Below are 17,208 nucleotides of genomic sequence, written 5' to 3' on the forward strand. Positions count from 1 at the left end.
GGGCGGACGACACGCGTGCTTGAACAGACGACACACGTGGCTGGGCGGTCGGGCCGCGCACGCGGGCGGTTGGCGCGGCGGGGCGGTCAGGGGCGGGATGCTGCGGGCCAGGCCACGTCGTCGATGGCCAGCCACGGAGCCCTCGCCAGCTCGGCCGGGGTCAGGCCCGTGATCGCGCGGGTTTCGCGGTTGAGGTGGGGCTGGTCGGCGTAGCCGCTCAAGGCAGCCGCCGTCGCCGCGGGGTGGCCTGCCGCCAGGAGGCGGGCCGCGTGGTCGAAGCGGACCAGACCCGCCGCGCGCTTGGGCGTGACACCGAGCTGCGCGCGGAAGCGGGACCACAGGCGTTTGCGGCTCCAGCCGACCTCCTCGGCCAGCCCGTCGATCCGCACCCGGCCGCGGGCGGCCCGCGTCCGGTGCCACGCCCGGGCCACCTCCGCCTCCACCCTCGGCGCGGCCGCCAGGCACCGGGCGAGCACGTCCGTCGCGATCGTGAAGCGCTCGTCCCAGGTCGGGGCCGCACGCAGGCGGTCCTCGGTCCGCCCGGCGTCGCGGCCCCAGACGTCCTCCAGGGTGACGACCGTGCCGGTGAGCTCCGGCGCGGGGAGCACCGCGGCCGCCACCGCCGGGGACAGCCGGATCTGGAGGCACACGCCCTCGCGTCCGCCGGTCCGCAGGCGGCCCGGAAGCAGCCCGGCGACGAAGCTGCCGCGCCCGGACGTCCCGCCGGCGTCCCGGACGATGCCCCCGGTCTCGCTCAGGTCCAGGATCAGCGTCACGGCCGGGTGTGCGACCATCGCGATCCCGGCGTCCCCGGCGGTCCCGCCGGCCTGCTGGCGGAACCCGGCCATCGCGACCCCCGGCAGGCGGAGCCGGCGGCGCGGCACGGCGACGTCCACGTCCGCCCACTGCCAGCCGCTCACCCTGCCCAGCCTAGGCCGCCGCGAAGCGGAGCAGGAGTTCGCTCGTCGGCTCGGGCGCCTCGAAGAGGGGGATGTGCCCGACGCCGGGCAGCATTTCGACGCGCACCCCCGGCACCACGTCGTACTCGTGGGCCGAGCGCGGGTTCCAGCGGGGATCCGCCGCGCCGAAGACGACCAGCACGGGCCGGCCCAGCCCCGCGAGCCGCGCGGGAACGCTCCGCTCGGCGACGTAAGCCGAGTTCTCCCGCAGGATCTCGCGGAACGTGCGGTAGCCGATGTTCCTCAGCTCGGCGACGGCGTCGTCCGGGACGGCCACCGGACGCGCGGTCGTCGCGCTGATTCCCTTGCGGATCAACGCATCCGAGCGCAGCCGCCAGAGCAGCGGACCGAGCGGCGGGGCCGACAGGGCCCGGATGAGCCACGGCTGCGGCAGCAGTGCGCCGAGGCTCGGGCCGGTGCTCACCAACGCCAGCGACCGCACGAGGTCGGGCCGTTGTGCCAGCAGCGACGTCGCGACGTAGCCGCCGCTGGAGTGCCCGGCCACCACGACCTGCCGCAGCCCGAGGTCGTCGAGCACCGCCGCCACCCGGGCAGCCTGCCCGGGCACGGCGTACGACGGTGCGAGCGGCGACTGGCCGCACCCCGGCAGGTCGACGCGGACGACGTCGTGGCGGCCGGCGAGGAGTCCGGCCACCGGCCCCCAGGAGGCGCCCGAAGCACCCGATCCGTGGACGAGCAGCACCGGCGGCGCCTCCCGCGGGCCGTCGCGGACGACGTGGATCCCGTGCGCGTGCGTGCTGTTGCGAACGTTCATGCGCCGGACGGTAGGCCGCGGCCGCCGCGGCGTCTTGGACGAATGTCAGTACTCGTACGGGTCTTTCGGTGCGGAGATCGGTGTCACCGAGGCCGGGGTGAAGTCCGGGGTGTAGCTGTTGTCCTTCGTGGCCGTGCCCGGGACGACCTGGCCGGTGACCTGGATCCACGCGTCGCTCGCCAGGTGGTCGGCTTCGCCGCCGCGGAGGCGGACGGTGACCGGGAACGCGTCGGCCGCGCAGCAGCTGATCACCAGGCGGGCCAGCAGGGTGTGGCCTTCGGTGTGCACCACGAAACCGGTCAGCGAAACCGTGCGGCCGTTGAGCGTGCCCGCGGCGTCCCAGCCCGCGCGGCTGACGAACTCGTTGACCGACAACGGCACCACGTTCCCCGCCGGCAGCGGCGGGAAGGCCGCCGCGTTGGCCGCCGCCGCGCTCGCCGGGACCCGGGCTTCGGTGCGGATCACCGAATCCGCGCCCAGCGCCGGTGGGGCGACCAGGAACACGGCGAGCACCGGCACGAGCAGCAGCCAGGCCGGCCGCGCCGAGTGCGCATGCTCGTGGCCGTCGGAGTCGTCGTGTGGCCCGGCGGTCGCGGCGGCCCGCGCGGCGAGGAGGTCACGCACGATCGCGACGGCACCCAGCAGCACCATCACCGCCCCACCGGCGATGACCCACGGCTGCTGCGCCGGCTTGACGTACCGCAGGTAGTCGCCGTTGACCGCGATCTTGACCAGCGCTCCGCCGAGCAGGATCAGCAGGATGTTCTGCGTTTCCCGTTTCACGCCACCCCCACCAGGAATCCGGCCCCCAGCGCGCAGGCCACCGCCACCACGAACGTCACCGGCGCGAACCGCACCGCGAACGACCGGCCGAACGTGCCCGCCTGCAGCGCGAACAGCTTCACGTCGATCGCCGGGCCCACCACCAGGAACACCAGCTTCGGCAGCAGCGGCAACGCCGTGAGCGACGCCGCGACGAACGCATCGGCCTCGCTGCACAGCGCCAGCACCACCGCCAGCACCGCCATCACCACCACGCCCAGCACCAGCTGGGTGCCCAGCACCCCGAACCACTTGGCAGGCACCAGCACGTTCAACGCCGACGAGATCAGCGCCCCCAGCACGAGGAAACCACCCGCTTCGACCAGGTCCGTGCGCGCCGTCTCGGCGAACACCCGCCAGCGCTGCCCGCCCGCCACGTCCGGCAGCCGCCGCAGGGCCCGGGCGGTGATCCACTCCAGCTTGCCCCAGCGGGCCCACAGCCAGCCCATCACCATCGCCGTGGCGAGCGAACCCGCGAAGCGCGCCAGCACCATCTCCGGCTTGCCCGGGAACGCCACCGCGGTGGCCACCAGCACCACCGGGTTCACCGCCGGCGCCGCGAGCAGGAACGTCAGCGCCGCCGCCGGGGCCACGCCCTGCCCCATCAGCCGCCGGGCCACCGGCACCGACGCGCATTCGCAGCCCGGCAGCGCGACCCCGGCCAGCCCGGCGACGCCGACCGCCGCGCCCGCCCGGCGTGGCAGTACCTTCTCCAGCACGCGGGCGGGCACGAACGCGGCGATCGCGCCGCTGATCAGCACGCCCAGCACGAGGAACGGCAGCGCTTGCACGCAGACGGCGACGAACACGGTCGAGCCGGTGCGCAACGCGGGCACGTCGAACACCTGCTGCAGCCAGCCCTGGGCGAGGATCGCGATCAGCAGGATCGCGCACAGCACTTCGACCGAGCTGATCCGGAACCGGCGGGTGGGCCGGCCGGGCTCGGTTTCGGTGTCGGAAACGATGCTCACGACCGCGATGATGCCAGGACCGTCCGACAGGACGGGACCCGCACGGGCCGCGAACGGAGGATCACGGTCGGTTTTGGTACCCGATCCTCCGTTCGCGGCGGAAAATCCACCCCGGACGGGTCAGTCGCCGGGCACGATTCCGGGCAGATCGGTCCGCAGCTGCGAGGCCGTCGACACCACGAGCATCAGCAACGTCCCGAGCGCGGCCGCGTCCAGCCCGGCCGCCGGGAAGGCGTACCGCAGCGTCACGTCGGCGCCGTTGTCCGAATGCCCGACCCCGAGCGTCCCGAACAGCCCCTGCCCGGCCCGCTCGGCGACGGCGATCGAGAGCGCGGGCGCGTCCGCCAGGTCCCAGCCGACCACGCAGGTCAGGGTGAGCACCGTGAGGCCTTCGCCGAGCCGGGTCGCCTGGATCACGCACGGGACGCCGCCGTGGGAGAACGTCAGCGCGCCGTCGTCGTCGACGTGCACCTCGAGGTAGCGCTCCAGCGCCTCCCGGGCCCGCGTCAGCAGCTCCGCGGTCTCGACCGCTTCGGTCGCGCTCACGAAGAAGCCGCCTGGTCGACGGCGCCGCCGAAGCGGCGATCCCGCTTCGCGAACTCCAGGCAGGCCCGCCACAGGTGGGTCCGGTCGAAGTCGGGGAACAGCGTGTCCTGGTAGACCATCTCCGCGTAGGCCGACTGCCACAACAGGAAGTTCGACGTCCGCTGCTCGCCCGAGGGCCGCAGGAACAGGTCCACGTCCGGCATCTCCGGCTGGTAAAGGTACTTCCCGATGGTCTTCTCGTTGACCTTGTCCGGGTTCAGCTTCCCCGCCGCGACGTCCTGCGCGATCCGCTGCATGGCGTCGCCCAGCTCGGCGCGGCCGCCGTAGTTGACGCACATGGTCATGTTCAGGGCCGTGTTGTGCTTGGTCTTCTCCTCGGCCGCCTGCAGCTCCTTGATGACCGACGCCCACAGCTTCGGCCGCCGCCCCGCCCAGCGGATGCGCACGCCGATCGAGCCGAGGTAGTCGACCTGGCGGCGGATGGTGTCGCGGTTGAAGCCCATCAGGAACCGCACCTCTTCGGGGCTGCGCTTCCAGTTCTCCGTCGAGAAGGCGTACACCGAGAGCCACTTGACGCCGAGCTCGACCGCCCCGCTGGCGACGTCGATCATCACCGCTTCGCCGCGCTTGTGGCCCTCGATCCGCGGCAGGCCGCGCTGGTTGGCCCAGCGGCCGTTGCCGTCCATGACCAGCGCGACGTGCTTCGGCACCAGCTCGCGCGGGATTTCCGGTGGCTTCGCGCCCGACGGGTGCGGATCCGGGGCCCGCAGCTCGTATCGCGACGCCTTGTTCTCGCGTCCCCTGCGCAGCACTGCGAGCCTCCCTGGATGGGTGAAACCGGTCGGGCCCGACCCTACTGCCCCCGTACCGCCGACTCCCGGGCACGTCGCTCGACCAGGGGCAGGGAGCGCAGCTGCCGCTCCAGGTGCCACTGCAGGTGCGCCGCGACCAGGCCGCTCGCGTCGCGGCGGGTGCCGGGCAGGGTCGCCTCGGCCTGCGGCCATTCGCCGTGCAGCAGGGCGGTGAGCAGGTCCAGGACCTCGGGGGCGGGGTGCACGCAGCCGGCGATCCGGCAGTCGGAGCACATCGAGCCGCCGGCGGCGATGCTGAACGCCGGGTGCGGGCCGGGCAGGCCGCAGCGGGCGCACTCGGTGAGCGCGGGTGCCCAGCCGGCGTAGGACATCGCGCGGAGCAGGAACGCGTCGAGCACCAGCGACGAATCACGCTGTCCCTCGGCGAGCGCGCGCAGCGCCCCGACGACGAGGAGGTACAGCTTCAGCACCGGCTCGCCCTCTTCGGCCGAGAGCCGGTCCGCGGTTTCGGCGATCGCGCTGGCCGCGGTGTAGCTCTGGTAGTCGGCGACCAGCGGCAGCTGGAAGGCGTCGACGGTCTCGACCTGGGTGATCACGTCGAGCGTGCGCCCGGTGTAGAACTGCACGTCGACGTGGCCGAACGGCTCCAGCCGGGCCCCGAACCGCGACGAGGTGCGCCGCACGCCCTTCGCGACGGCGCGGACCTTGCCGTGCCGCCGGGTCAGCAGGGTGACGATCCGATCGGCCTCACCGAGCTTGTGCGTGCGCAACACCACCCCGGTGTCGCGGTAGAGGTTCACCACCCCGACATCGTCCCACTTCGGGGTGATGCCGGGGTGGAGCGCCCCGGGGAAAACGGGTATCAGCAGTAGGAGCCGTAGCAGCTGCTGGCGGCGACGGCCGCGATGATGATCCAGAGGATCGTGAACAGGCAGCCCAGCCCACCGATGATGGAAGCGATCAGGCAGAGCGTCTTCGTGGTGCGCGAAGCCTGCTCCGCCATCGCGTAGTTGCCCTGCATCTTGTACGTGCCGACCTCGTTGGACTTCATGATCGCGAAGATCGCGAGGATCCAGCAGAGGAAGATGCAGCCGATCGCCCAGCCCTTGTAGTCCTTGATGGCGTTGATGTCGCCACCGCCGGGCATGCCGTAGCCGGGGGCGCCGAAACCGCCGGTGGGCGGCTGGCCGTACGGCGCGGGCTGCCCGTACGGCGCCGGCTGGCCGTAGGGCGCGGGCATGCCGCCGGACGGCGGGCCGTAGCCGGGCTGCTGCGGCTGCTGGCCGTAGGGCGGCTGCTGCTGGCCGTAGGGATTGGTCATGACGTTCTACCCCAACTATTCGTGAACTTCCGCCGGGTGACTCCGGCGGTGGTGCGGAAAGGACCGGGTCAGCGCTGCTCGTTCGGCGGCTGGCCGAACCGGCCCGGATCGATCTTCTGGGTCGCCTCCGGCTCCCCCTGGGCTTCGGGACGCAGCATCTGCGTGCGCTCGGCCTGCTCGTCGAAGGCGTTCCCGGCGCCCGGGCGGAGCATCTGGGTGCGCTCCGCCTGTTCGTCGAAGGCACCCCCACCCGGCGGCGGGGCGAGCGGCTGGCCGGGCTGCTGCCCGAAGCCGCCCGGCTGCGGGGGCTGCGCGGCGAAGCCACCGGAGGACGGCTGGCCGAAACCACCCGAGGCGGGCTGCTGCTCGAACCCGCCGGGCGACGGCGGCTGGCCGAACCCGCCCGGCTGCGGCTGGCCGAACCCGCCCGGCTGCGGCTGGCCGAACCCGCCCGGCTGCGGCTGGCCGAAGCCACCGGGCGCGGGCTGCTGTTGCTGCTCGAAACCGCCGGACTGCGGCTGCTGCGGGAAGCCACCGGACGCGGGCTGCTGCGGGAAGCCGCCGGAGGGCGGCTGGCCGAACTGACCGGGCTGGCCCGGCTGCTGTCCCGGCGGCGGGAAGCCGCCGGCGAACGGCTGCGCGCCGGGCTGGCCCGCGCCGGGCTGGCCGAACGGCGCGGCCGCGGAGTCGTCGGCGTTGACGACGACCGTGCCGATGATCTTGTCGGCGAGGGTCTGGGACTTGTCGTCCCACAGCGGCCACAGCCAGCCGACGTAGCAGAGGACGTTGTCGACGAAGTGGGCGAGGTCGCGCACGAACGCCGTGCCGGCGCCGACCGGCTGCCCGGTGTCCTCGCGGACGAGCTTGATCTTCGCGACCTTCTTGCCGAGCGACTGCCCGGTGTTGCCCTGCTGGATCCACCGGTTGTAGACGCACCAGCCGATCCAGGCGAGCCCGCCGATCACGGCCAGCATCGAGAAGGCGTCACCGCCGGCGAAGGCGAAGGGGATGAGGATCAGGTACAGCAGGACGACCGGGCCGAAGTCGATGAGCCAGCCGAAGGCGCGCTGGCCCCAGCTCGCGTAGTTCCGCGACGGCCCGAAGGGGTTGCCCTGCTGCCCGAACGGCGCCGGCTGCCCGAACGGCGCCGGCTGCCCGTAGGGCGCGGGCTGGCCGAACGGCGCCTGCCCCGGCTGCGGCTGCCCGAACGGCTGCTGGCCGCCGGGCGGCTGCCCGAAGGACTGCTGACCGTAGGGATCGGTCATTGGGTGTCTTCCCCTCGCTGGTCACTTCCCCGACACGCGGAACGGATCCGCCCTCATCGGTCCGGTCCGCGGGAGCGTACTCGGTTCACCTTCGGCCGCGCCGCCCAGGCTTCAGCTGTCCGGGTGAATCGCCTGCCGGTCCGACGCGGTGCGCGCCGCCCCGGTTCCCGGCGGCCGGAGATCAGACGCGCAGGCCGGTGAACGGCGCGAACGGGAGGTTGCGGATGACGAACCAGACGACGAACACGATGGAGAACACCAGCGGCGTCCACCGCCAGTGGAGCCAGCTGTCCAGCGCGCGGCCGCGCAGGCGCCCGAGCGTCCACGCGGCGATGCTCCACACCATCAGCAGCACGACGACGAACGACACGGCGTTGTAGTGCAGGGCCGCGGGAATGTCGCCGTGCATCAGGCTGTACGCCATCCGCATGCCGCCGCACCCCGGGCAGTCGATGCCGAGCAGCGCCTTCGTCGGGCAGACGGGCAGGAACCCGCCCGGCGTCGTCGGGTCGCCGACCCAGACCGCGACGCAGCACGCGCCGAGCCCGGCGACCACGGCCATCGGCGCGCCGAGGGCACGCAGCGTGGCCTTGGTGCCGCGGGCGGGGTATCCCGTGTAGACGGTCGTGGTCACGGTGTCAGCCGGCTCGAGTTCGCACCGACGAACACGATCATCACGACGATGAAGATGACGTAGAGCAGCAGGAGGATCCCGGTCGTGATGGCCGACCACATCGCCCACTTGCGGGCGTCGGCGGCGGCCTTCTGCGCCTCGGCGTGGGCGCCCTGGAACCAGAGCGACTGCACCTGGCTGGACTTCACGATCGCGACCACGCCCAGGGGCAGGCAACAGAGCACGGTGCTCAGGATCGCCCACACCATGTTGTTGTCCGGCGGCGGCCCGTAGGGGTTCGGCGGCGGGTAACCGTAGCCGTAGCTGGGCCCGCCCGGGGGCGGGTACGGCGGTGGGTACTGGTCGGTCACCGGGATCCTTCCTGCTGCTCGGGCTACCTCAGTATGACGAGGTGCTGGTGCCCATGCCCGCGAAGACACCCGCGACCATCAGGATGATCCACAGCACGAGCCACGCGACGCCGACGATCGCCGAGATGATCGCCCACTTCTTGGCGGAGTTGGCGGCCTCCTGCGCGGCGGCCGTCTGGCCCTGCGCCCAGAGGCCGTTGACCTTCGCGGCCTGCACGATCGAGACGATGCCGAACGGGAGGCAGCACAGGATCGTGGTCAGGATCGCCCACACGAGGTTGTTGCTCGGGGGCGGGCCCGGCTGGTAGCCACCCGGCTGCCCACCGGGGTAGTTCGGCTGCCCGCCGGGCTGGTTCGGCTGGTCGCCGGGGTAGTTGGGCATGCCCTGGCTGTCGGTCATGATCGGTTGTTCCCCTTCGTCGTGCTCCCTGGACGACCACCGGAACCGCCGCCGCCCCGATCGGCCGCGGTGTGGTCGAAGCCGAGACTGTAGGGGGCGACGTGCCCGCGTGTCCGGTGATTCATCCCGCCGCGACCGAATCGAGATCAGGAATTCGGCTGCGGCTCCCCGAACCGCGGAAGTCGCAGGTCAGAAGCCGAGCCGGCGTAACTGACGGGGGTCGCGCTGCCACTCCTTGGCGACCTTGATGTGGAGGTCGAGGTAGACCTTCGAGCCGAGCAGCCGCTCGATGTTCCGGCGGGCGGCCGCCCCGACCTCGCGCAGCCGCTCACCCTTGTGCCCCAGGATGATCCCCTTCTGGCTGGGCCGTTCCACGTAGAGGAACGCGTGCACGTCGATGAGGTCGTCGCGGCCTTCGCGGGGCAGCATCTCCTCGACGGTGACGGCGATCGAGTGCGGCAGCTCGTCGCGGACGCCTTCCAGCGCCGCCTCGCGGATCAGCTCGGCGACCAGGGTCTGCTCGGGCTCGTCGGTGAGCTCGCCGCCCGGGTAGAGCTGCGGCCCCTCGGGCAGCCGCTGGACCAGCAGGTCGGCCAGGGTGCCGACCTGGAAACCGTCCACTGCGGACACCGGGACGAGCTCGGCGAAGTCCATCACCTCCTGCAGGGCGAGCAGCTGCTCGGCGACCTGCTGGGGCTGGACGAGGTCCGTCTTGGTGACGATGCCGACGACCGGCGTCCGCTTGGCGATCTTCTGCAGCTCGGCGGCGATGAACTTGTCGCCGGGCCCGATCTTCTCGTTCGCCGGGACGCAGAAGCCGACGACGTCCACTTCGGACCACGTCGTGTGCACGATGTCGTTGAGCCGCTCGCCGAGCAGCGTGCGCGGGCGGTGCAGGCCGGGCGTGTCGATGAGGACGAGCTGGGCGTCCTCCCGGTGGACGATCCCGCGGATCGCGTGCCGGGTGGTCTGCGGCTTGCTGGAGGTGATCGCCACCTTGGTGCCGACGAGCGCGTTGGTCAGCGTGGACTTGCCGGCGTTGGGGCGGCCGACGAAGCAGGCGAAGCCGGAACGGTGCTCGGTCATCGGGTGAGCACCTCGAGGACTTCGCCGTCCGGGTCGGCGAGGATGATCGGCGCGTGCTTCGCGATGTCGCGCACGGCGTGCACCGACGCGCCCTTGAGCAGCCCTTCGCCGGAGACGACGGCGGCGGCCTCGATGCCCTCGGCACCGCTGGACAGCGCGGCGGCCACCGCGGCCTGGAGGGCGGTCAGCTTGAACGACGGCTGGTCGACCGTGCCGGCGGCGTAGGTGCGGCCGTCGGTGTCGCGGACCGCGGCCCCTTCGGGGGCCTGGATGCGGGCGCGCGAGGACCGGGCCAGCGTGACGAGTTTCTGGTCCTCGGCCTCGAGGTCAGGCATGTTCGACGCTCCTGTCGCGTTCGTCGGGGTGGGGCAGGCGCGTGCGGCGGCGCGTCCGGTCGACGGGGTCCGTCATCGCCTCCGCGTCGGCCGGGTGCACGACCACGGAGGTGATCCGCATGCGGCCGCGCCGGTCCTTGCCCCCTTCGGCGAACAGCCGAAGGCCGGCGACCTCGGCTTCGGCCCCCGGCAGCGGGACCCTACCCAGTCGTTCCGCGAGCAGCCCGCCCACGGTCTCCACGTCGTGGTCTTCGAGGTCGATGCCGAACAGCTCGCCGAGGTCGTCGACGGTCATCCGGGACGACACGCGGACGGCGCCCCCCTCGAGCTCCTCGACCTCGGGGCGCTCGTCGGCGTCGGACTCGTCGGTGATCTCGCCGACGATCTCCTCGAGGACGTCTTCGATGGTGAGCAGCCCGGCCGTGCCGCCGTACTCGTCGACGGCGATCGCCATGTGGTTGTGCGACCGCTGCATCTCCTTGAGCAGCTCGTCGAGCCGCTTCGAGTCGGGGACGAAGGACGCCGGGTTCATGACGGAGTCGACGACGGTGCTCGGCCCGTCCGGGTCGAGGTAGCCGGTCATCAGGTCCTTGATGTTGACGACGCCGACGATGTCGTCGACGGACTCGTCGATCACCGGCAGCCGGGTGAACCCGGTGCGCAGCGCCAGCGCGAGGGCCTGCCGGACGGTCTTGGTGCGCTCGATCCAGACGATCTCGGTGCGCGGCACCATGACCTCGCGGGCGACGGTGTCACCGAGCTCGAACACCGAGTGGATCATCTCGCGCTCGGAGTCCTCGACGACGCCGCGTTCCTGCGCCATGTCGACGAGCTCGCGCAGCTCGACCTCGGAGGTGAAGGGGCCTTCGCGGAAGCCCTGGCCGGGCGTGATGGCGTTACCGATGAGGATGAGCAGCCGGGACAGCGGGCCGAGGACCGAGCCCAGGACGCGGACGGGCCCGGCGACGTACCGGCCGATGCGGTAGGGGTGCTGGCGGCCGAGCGTGCGGGGGCCGACACCGATGAGGACGTAGCTGACGACGACCATGACGACCGCGGCGACCAGCACGGCGAGCCCGAGCGGCGCCAGCCGGGTGCCCACGAACACCGTGACGAGCACGGTGGCGGTGAGCTCGCAGCCGAGCCGCAGCAGGAGCAGCAGGTTGATGTGCCGCCGCCGTTCGGCGACGACGGCGGCGAGCTGGCGGGCGCCGGGCAGCCCGAGCCGGGCGAGACCGTCGGCCCGGGCCTGCGACACGGTGCTGATCGCGGCGTCCGCTGCCGCGAACACGCCGGCCAGGAGGACGAGCGCGATCGCGAAGAAGAGCTGATCCATGGCTGGCGCCTAGGGCGTTTCCGAGGCCCGGCCGCAAGCGCCCCAATGTGGCGTTGGTTGCGTTGAACGCACCGAACGCCACATTGGGTGCGTCTGACGCACCGAACGCCACATTGGGGCGCTGGGGCTGGGGCCGGGAGCGGGGGCGGGGGCGCGTGACACTAGGGCGTTTCCCCGGTGGGTGGCTCGGCGGCGGGAGCCGGGGCGGGGGCCTCCAGCCCGGCGATGCCGAGGACGCGGTCGTCGGTGCTGCGCTGGGCGTCGCGCTTGTCCAGGGCGGCGACGGCGTCCTGGTACTCGCCGAGGATGCGCTTCTGGAGCGCGAACATCTCCCGCTCCTCGGCGGGCTCGGCGTGGTCGTAGCCGAGGAGGTGGAGGCAGCCGTGCACCGTGAGGAGGTGCAGCTCGTCCATCAGCGAGTGCCCCGCGGTCTTGGCCTGGTCCTTGGCGAACGCCGGGCAGAGCACGATGTCCCCGAGCAGCGCGGGCGACGCGTCGGGCGCGTCCGGGCGGCGGGAGGAGTCGAGCTCGTCCATCGGGAAGGCCATGACGTCGGTGGGCCCCGGGAGGTCCATCCAGCGTTCGTGCAGGTCTTCCATGACGTCGAGGGTGACGAGGAGGATGGACAGCTCGGCGAGCGGGCTGACCTCCATCTTGTCGAGGGCGTAGCGGGCGGCCGAGACGATGGACGTCTCGTCGACGTTCACGCCGGACTCGTTGGCGATCTCGATGCTCAACGCCGGTTGCCCTTCCAGCCGTCGTTCTGCTGGGCGTCCTGCACGGCCTGCCACTTCTCGTAGGCGTCGACGATGCTCGCGACGAGCCTGTGCCGGACGACGTCCTGGCTGGTGAGCTCGGCGAAGTGGAGGTCTTCGACGCCGGTGAGGATGTCGCGCACGACGCGCAGGCCGCTGCGCTGCCCGCTGGGCAGGTCGACCTGGGTGATGTCGCCGGTGACGACGATCTTGGACCCGAAGCCGAGCCGGGTGAGGAACATCTTCATCTGCTCGGGCGTGGTGTTCTGGGCCTCGTCGAGGATGATGAAGGCGTCGTTCAGCGTGCGGCCGCGCATGTAGGCCAGCGGCGCGATTTCGATCGTGCCTGCCTGCATCAGCCGCGGGATCGACTCCGGCTCGACCATGTCGTGCAGTGCGTCGTACAACGGCCGCAGGTACGGGTCGATCTTCTCGTTCAGCGTGCCGGGCAGGTAGCCGAGGCGCTCGCCTGCCTCGACGGCCGGGCGGGTCAGCACGATCCGGGTGACCTGCTTGGCCTGCAGCGCCTGGACGGCCTTCGCCATGGCCAGGTACGTCTTGCCGGTACCGGCGGGGCCGATGCCGAAGACGACGGTGTGCTTGTCGATGGCGTCGACGTACCGCTTCTGGTTGAGCGTCTTGGGCCGGATGGTCTTGCCGCGGCGCGAGACGATGTTGAGGCTGAGGACTTCGGCCGGCGAGGCGTCGCCGGTGGAGAGCATGCCGACGGTGCGCCGGACGGTGTCGGGCCCGACCTGCTGGCCGCCCGCGGCGAGCTGCACGAGCTCGGCGAAGACGCGTTCGGCGAACGCGACGTCGGCGGGCGTCCCGGTCAGGGTGACTTCGTTGCCGCGCACGTGCACATCGGCAGCCAGCAGCTCTTCGGCGACCCGCAGGTTCTCGTCGCGGGAGCCGAGCAGGCTCAGGGCGGCGGCGTCGGGGATGGGGAACCGGGACTGCGCGGCCTGAACGGCGGCATCCTCGGCCTTGGCGACGTCTCCGGGGACGTCGGGTCGGGCGGCTCCACCCGGTACGGTTCCGGCCACGTGGCCTCAGGCCTGCTTTCTCGGTGAGGGACTACGGACCCCACCGATGCTACTGGCACCCACCGACAAGACGCAGGCCGGTTTCCCCAGCCGCCACTCAGTCCTCGTCCGGCGCGCCGAACAACCCGAGCGGCTCCCCGCCGAGCACGTGGGCGTGCACGTGGAAGACGGTCTGCCCGGCGTCGGAGCCGGTGTTGAACACGACGCGGTAGCCGCTCTCGACGATGCCCTCGAGCTCGGCGACCTTGCGCGCGGTGGCGACGACGTCACCGAGCAGCTGCGGATCCGCGGCGGCGAGCTCGGCCACGTTGCGGTACCGCTTCCGGGGCACGACGAGCACGTGCACCCGCGCCTGGGGGCTGATGTCGCGGAACGCGAAGGTGGTTTCGTCCTGGTGCACGACATCGGCGGGGATCTCGCCGGCGATGATCCGTTCGAAGAGGGTGTCGGCGTCGGTTTCGCTCATGGCGAGCACCCTATCGACAGGAGAGTCCGAGATGCCGCGGCGCGGTAGACCCTGGGGGTCGATCTACCGCAACCGCGGCGGCCGCCGGACCGAGGGGGGAGGTGCCCGGCGGGGTCTGTGTCTTCCCAGTGGCGCACCGAAACGATGAACGGTGCGTTAGTAAATGAGAGTAACGGGTCGGAGCGTGATCGCGCCATAACTGGGCGCAAAAATATACCCCTGTTTTCGCCGCGATCTACTGCCAGCGGGTGGTGAGCGCGCCGAGCGCCCCGAGCGCGACCGCCGCGGCGGTAGACGTCCGCAGCACGGTCGTGCCGAGCCGGACGGCCCGTGCGCCGGCGTCCCGCAGGGCCCGCAGCTCCTCGTCCGTGACCCCGCCCTCGGGCCCGACGACCAGCAGCACGTCTCCGGTGTCGGGCAGCTCGAGGTCGGTGAGCCGCTCGGGCACGTCGGACTCCAGCACGACGGCCAGCGACATCGTCGCCACGAGCCCGGCCAGCTCCCCCGTGGTCACCGGCTCGGTGACCTCCGGCACGTGCGCCCGCCGCGCCTGCTTCGCCGCCGCCCGGGCCGTGGCCCGCCAGCGCGCCAGCGCCTTGTCGCCGCGGCCGCCGTCTTCCCACTTCGCGACGCTGCGCGCCGCCCGCCACGGGACGATCGCGTCGACCCCGGCCTCGGTGGCGAGCTCGACGGCGAGCTCCCCGCGGTCGCCCTTGGCCAGCGCCTGCGCGACCAGCACCCGCACCGCCGGCGGCTCCTCGGTCCAGTGCTCCTCGACCACCAGCGTCAGCAGGGCGTCCCGCCCGGCCTGGACGCCTTCGACCACGCACCGGGCCATCGCGCCGGCGCCGTCGGACAGCACCAGCCGCTCGCCGACGCGCAGGCGGCGGACGGTGGCCGCGTGCCGGGCCTCCTCGCCGTCGAGGACCGCGCGCCCCGAAGCCGGCACCGACGCGGCCAGGAAGACCGGCAGGGTGGTGTCGGGCACGGTCAGCGGTGGTTCTTGGCGCGCAGCTTGGCGAACAGCCCGCCGTGCTTGGTGCCGTTGGACGCCAGCGTCGGGACCTCTTCGCCGCGCTGCTGGGCCAGTTCGACGAGCAGTTCGCGCTGGGCTTCGTCGAGCTTGGTCGGGACGACGACGTCGATGTGGACGTGCAGGTCGCCGCGGCCGTCGACGCGGCCGGAGGACCGCAGCCGCGGCATGCCCTTGCCGGTCAGGACGAGCTCGGCGTTGGGCTGGGTGCCCGGCTCGACGTCGAGTTCGTAGTCGCCGTCGACGAGGGTCGAGATCGGCACCGTGGCCCCGAGCGCGGCCGTGGTCATCGGGATGCGGAAGTTGCAGTGCAGGTCGTGGCCCTGCCGGACGAAGACCTCGTGCGGGGTTTCGTCGATCTCGACGTACAGGTCGCCGGCCGGGCCGCCGCCGGGGCCGACCTCGCCCTGGCCGGACAGCCGGATGCGCATGCCGTCGCCGACGCCCGGCGGGATCTTCGCCGTGACGTTGCGGCGGGCGCGGATGCGGCCGTCGCCGCCGCACTGGCGGCAGGGGTCGGGGATGACCTCGCCGAAGCCGCGGCAGACCGGGCAGGGGCGGGCGGTGACGACCTGGCCGAGGAACGACCGCTGGACGGACTGGACCTCGCCGGCGCCGCCGCAGGTGTCGCAGGTCTTGACCGAGGTGCCCTCGCTGGTGCCCGCGCCGCGGCAGAGGTCGCAGACGATCGCGGTGTCGACGGCGATCTCCTTGTCGACGCCGGTCGCGCACTCCTCGAGGGTGAGGCCGAGCCGGATCAGCGCGTCGGAGCCGGGCTGGACGCGGCTGCGCGGGCCGCGCCCGCGCCCGCCGCCACCGCCGGCCGCGCCGAAGAAGGCGTCCATGATGTCGCCGAGGCCGCCGAAGCCGGCGAACGGGTCGCCGCCACCGCCGCCGCGCGCGCCGCCGTCCATCGGGTCGCCGCCGAGGTCGACGATCTTGCGCTTCTGCGGGTCGGACAGCACCTCGTAGGCCGTCGTGACCTCGGCGAACTTGTGCTGGGCGTCGTCCGACGGGTTGACGTCGGGGTGCAGCTCCCGGGCCAGCTTCCGGTACGCGCGCTTGATCTCCTGATCGCTCGCGTTCTTGGCCACCCCGAGGATGCCGTAGTAGTCCCTCGCCACCGTCTCTGCTTCTCCTTCTGCTCTGCCCGGCTCAGCGGCCGTGCAGGATCTGCCCCACGTAGTTGGCGACCGCGCGGACCGCGGCGATCGTGCCGGGGTAGTCCATCCGGGTCGGGCCGACCACCCCCATGCCGCCGAGCACCACGTCGTCGCGGCCGTAGCCGATCGAGACGACCGAGGTGCTGCGCATCTGCTCGTCCTCATTTTCCTCACCGATGCGCACCGTGATCGCACCGGGGTTGCGCGCGGCGGCGAGCAGCTTGAGCACGACGACCTGTTCCTCGAGGGCCTCGAGGACCTGGCGCAGCGAGCCCGGGAAGTCGGCGACGTTGCGGGTGAGGTTCGCGGTGCCGCCGAGCACCAGGCGTTCTTCGGGGTGCTCGGCCAGCGACTCGACCAGCACGGTGGTGACGCGGATGAGCGCGTCCCGCAGCTCGCCGGGCGACTTGTCGGGCAGCTCGGCCACGCGCGCGGCGGCGTCGTTGAGCCGCCGCCCGGACATGGCCGCGTTGAGCACGGTGCGCAGCCGGGCGACGTCCTCTTCGGTGACGACGTCGCCGAGGTCGACCGTGCGCTGGTCGACGCGCCCGTTGTCGGTGATCAGCACCAGCATCAGCCGCGCCGGGGTGAGCGGCACCACTTCGAGGTGCCGCACCTTGGCGTTGGTCAGCATCGGGTACTGGACGACGGCGACCTGCCGGGTCAGCTGCGCGAGCAGCCGGACCGAGCGCTTGAGGACGTCGTCGAGGTCGGTGCCGCTGTCGAGGAAGGTCGTGATGGCCCGCCGCTCGGCGGTGCTCAGCGGCTTGATCTCGGAGAGCCGGTCGACGAAGAGGCGGTAGCCCTTGTCGGTCGGCACCCGGCCGGCACTGGTGTGCGGCTGGGTGATGTAGCCCTCTTCTTCGAGCGTGGCCATGTCATTGCGCACCGTGGCGCTCGACACACCCAGGTTGTGCCGCTCGACGATCGCCTTGGACCCGACGGGTTCCTGGTTGGACACGTAGTCCGCGACGATCGCGCGCAGCACTTCGAAGCGGCGCTCCTCCGCGTTGGCCACCGGTTCCTCACCTACCTCGCTCGCTGCTCGATCCGAGTTTACGGAAGCCTGAGCCGGTTGCGCTCAACACGGGCGGCCCAGACCGGGTAAAGAGCACTCAAACCTTTTCCCATGC

General features: G+C 72.2%; 21 protein-coding genes. All 21 read right to left on the reverse strand.

All coding sequences use genetic code 11. The features are described from left to right. Window positions 1-86: 86 nt before the first annotated feature. The gene (locus BLW76_RS35845) at window positions 87-920 is read right to left on the reverse strand and encodes a helix-turn-helix domain-containing protein (RefSeq protein ID WP_244170474.1); all 834 of its coding nucleotides are present in this window, start codon (window positions 918-920) and stop codon (window positions 87-89) included. A 10-nt stretch (window positions 921-930) separates the two neighbouring features. Continuing rightward, window positions 931-1,734, reverse strand: coding sequence for an alpha/beta fold hydrolase (locus BLW76_RS35850; protein WP_091315972.1), 804 nt, complete (start codon window positions 1,732-1,734; stop codon window positions 931-933). Window positions 1,735-1,779: 45 nt separating this feature from the next. After that, the gene (locus BLW76_RS35855; RefSeq protein WP_091315975.1) at window positions 1,780-2,517 is read right to left on the reverse strand and encodes a TIGR03943 family putative permease subunit; all 738 of its coding nucleotides are present in this window, start codon (window positions 2,515-2,517) and stop codon (window positions 1,780-1,782) included. Then, the gene (locus tag BLW76_RS35860; protein WP_425266035.1) at window positions 2,514-3,527 is read right to left on the reverse strand and encodes a permease; all 1,014 of its coding nucleotides are present in this window, start codon (window positions 3,525-3,527) and stop codon (window positions 2,514-2,516) included. Before BLW76_RS35860 ends, BLW76_RS35855 begins: the two co-directional genes overlap by 4 nt. 120 nt (window positions 3,528-3,647) lie before the next feature. Continuing rightward, on the reverse strand, window positions 3,648-4,073 hold the full coding sequence (locus BLW76_RS35865; RefSeq protein WP_091315978.1) for a YbjN domain-containing protein: 426 nt from the start codon (window positions 4,071-4,073) through the stop codon (window positions 3,648-3,650). Next, window positions 4,070-4,885 (reverse strand): isoprenyl transferase, encoded by an 816-nt coding sequence (locus tag BLW76_RS35870; RefSeq protein ID WP_091315980.1) that lies wholly within the window; start codon window positions 4,883-4,885, stop codon window positions 4,070-4,072. Before BLW76_RS35870 ends, BLW76_RS35865 begins: the two co-directional genes overlap by 4 nt. Window positions 4,886-4,926: 41 nt before the next feature. Next, window positions 4,927-5,688, reverse strand: coding sequence for a DNA repair protein RecO (gene recO / locus BLW76_RS35875; protein ID WP_091315983.1), 762 nt, complete (start codon window positions 5,686-5,688; stop codon window positions 4,927-4,929). Window positions 5,689-5,747: 59 nt separating this feature from the next. Beyond that, the gene (locus tag BLW76_RS35880; protein WP_091315985.1) at window positions 5,748-6,206 is read right to left on the reverse strand and encodes a CD225/dispanin family protein; all 459 of its coding nucleotides are present in this window, start codon (window positions 6,204-6,206) and stop codon (window positions 5,748-5,750) included. A gap of 68 nt (window positions 6,207-6,274) precedes the next feature. Beyond that, complete coding sequence (locus tag BLW76_RS35885; RefSeq protein ID WP_091315987.1) at window positions 6,275-7,471, reverse strand: RDD family protein; 1,197 nt, start codon at window positions 7,469-7,471, stop codon at window positions 6,275-6,277. A gap of 181 nt (window positions 7,472-7,652) precedes the next feature. Continuing rightward, window positions 7,653-8,105 (reverse strand): DUF2752 domain-containing protein, encoded by a 453-nt coding sequence (locus BLW76_RS35890; RefSeq protein WP_091315990.1) that lies wholly within the window; start codon window positions 8,103-8,105, stop codon window positions 7,653-7,655. Next, window positions 8,102-8,455, reverse strand: a complete 354-nt coding sequence (locus BLW76_RS35895) for a CD225/dispanin family protein (protein WP_091315992.1) — start codon at window positions 8,453-8,455, stop codon at window positions 8,102-8,104. Before BLW76_RS35895 ends, BLW76_RS35890 begins: the two co-directional genes overlap by 4 nt. 28 nt (window positions 8,456-8,483) lie before the next feature. Next, a complete protein-coding gene (locus BLW76_RS35900; RefSeq protein ID WP_091315995.1) occupies window positions 8,484-8,855 on the reverse strand; it encodes a CD225/dispanin family protein in 372 nt (123 codons plus the stop codon). A 189-nt stretch (window positions 8,856-9,044) separates the two neighbouring features. Further along, entirely contained in the window at window positions 9,045-9,941 is an 897-nt protein-coding gene (gene era, locus BLW76_RS35905) for a GTPase Era (RefSeq protein ID WP_091315996.1), read from the reverse strand. Continuing rightward, entirely contained in the window at window positions 9,938-10,276 is a 339-nt protein-coding gene (locus BLW76_RS35910) for a cytidine deaminase (protein ID WP_091316001.1), read from the reverse strand. Before BLW76_RS35910 ends, era begins: the two co-directional genes overlap by 4 nt. Beyond that, complete coding sequence (locus BLW76_RS35915) at window positions 10,269-11,612, reverse strand: hemolysin family protein (protein WP_091316004.1); 1,344 nt, start codon at window positions 11,610-11,612, stop codon at window positions 10,269-10,271. The genes BLW76_RS35910 and BLW76_RS35915 overlap by 8 nt, the downstream gene beginning before the upstream one ends. 161 nt (window positions 11,613-11,773) lie before the next feature. After that, a complete protein-coding gene (gene ybeY, locus BLW76_RS35920) occupies window positions 11,774-12,349 on the reverse strand; it encodes an rRNA maturation RNase YbeY (RefSeq protein ID WP_091316007.1) in 576 nt (191 codons plus the stop codon). After that, complete coding sequence (locus BLW76_RS35925) at window positions 12,346-13,413, reverse strand: PhoH family protein (RefSeq protein ID WP_091316010.1); 1,068 nt, start codon at window positions 13,411-13,413, stop codon at window positions 12,346-12,348. The genes ybeY and BLW76_RS35925 overlap by 4 nt, the downstream gene beginning before the upstream one ends. A 97-nt stretch (window positions 13,414-13,510) precedes the next feature. Beyond that, complete coding sequence (locus BLW76_RS35930; protein WP_091316012.1) at window positions 13,511-13,879, reverse strand: histidine triad nucleotide-binding protein; 369 nt, start codon at window positions 13,877-13,879, stop codon at window positions 13,511-13,513. A 235-nt stretch (window positions 13,880-14,114) separates the two neighbouring features. Then, window positions 14,115-14,867 (reverse strand): 16S rRNA (uracil(1498)-N(3))-methyltransferase, encoded by a 753-nt coding sequence (locus BLW76_RS35935; RefSeq protein ID WP_091316015.1) that lies wholly within the window; start codon window positions 14,865-14,867, stop codon window positions 14,115-14,117. Window positions 14,868-14,869: 2 nt separating this feature from the next. Continuing rightward, window positions 14,870-16,036 carry a molecular chaperone DnaJ gene (dnaJ, locus tag BLW76_RS35940; protein ID WP_091316021.1) on the reverse strand — a complete coding sequence of 389 codons (1,167 nt, stop codon included), beginning with the start codon at window positions 16,034-16,036 and terminating at the stop codon, window positions 14,870-14,872. Between the two features lie 31 nt (window positions 16,037-16,067). Beyond that, the gene (gene hrcA, locus BLW76_RS35945) at window positions 16,068-17,093 is read right to left on the reverse strand and encodes a heat-inducible transcriptional repressor HrcA (RefSeq protein ID WP_091316023.1); all 1,026 of its coding nucleotides are present in this window, start codon (window positions 17,091-17,093) and stop codon (window positions 16,068-16,070) included. Between the last annotated feature and the right edge of the window lie 115 nt (window positions 17,094-17,208).

It is taken from the genome of Amycolatopsis tolypomycina, from assembly GCF_900105945.1.
GTDB lineage: Bacteria > Actinomycetota > Actinomycetes > Mycobacteriales > Pseudonocardiaceae > Amycolatopsis > Amycolatopsis tolypomycina.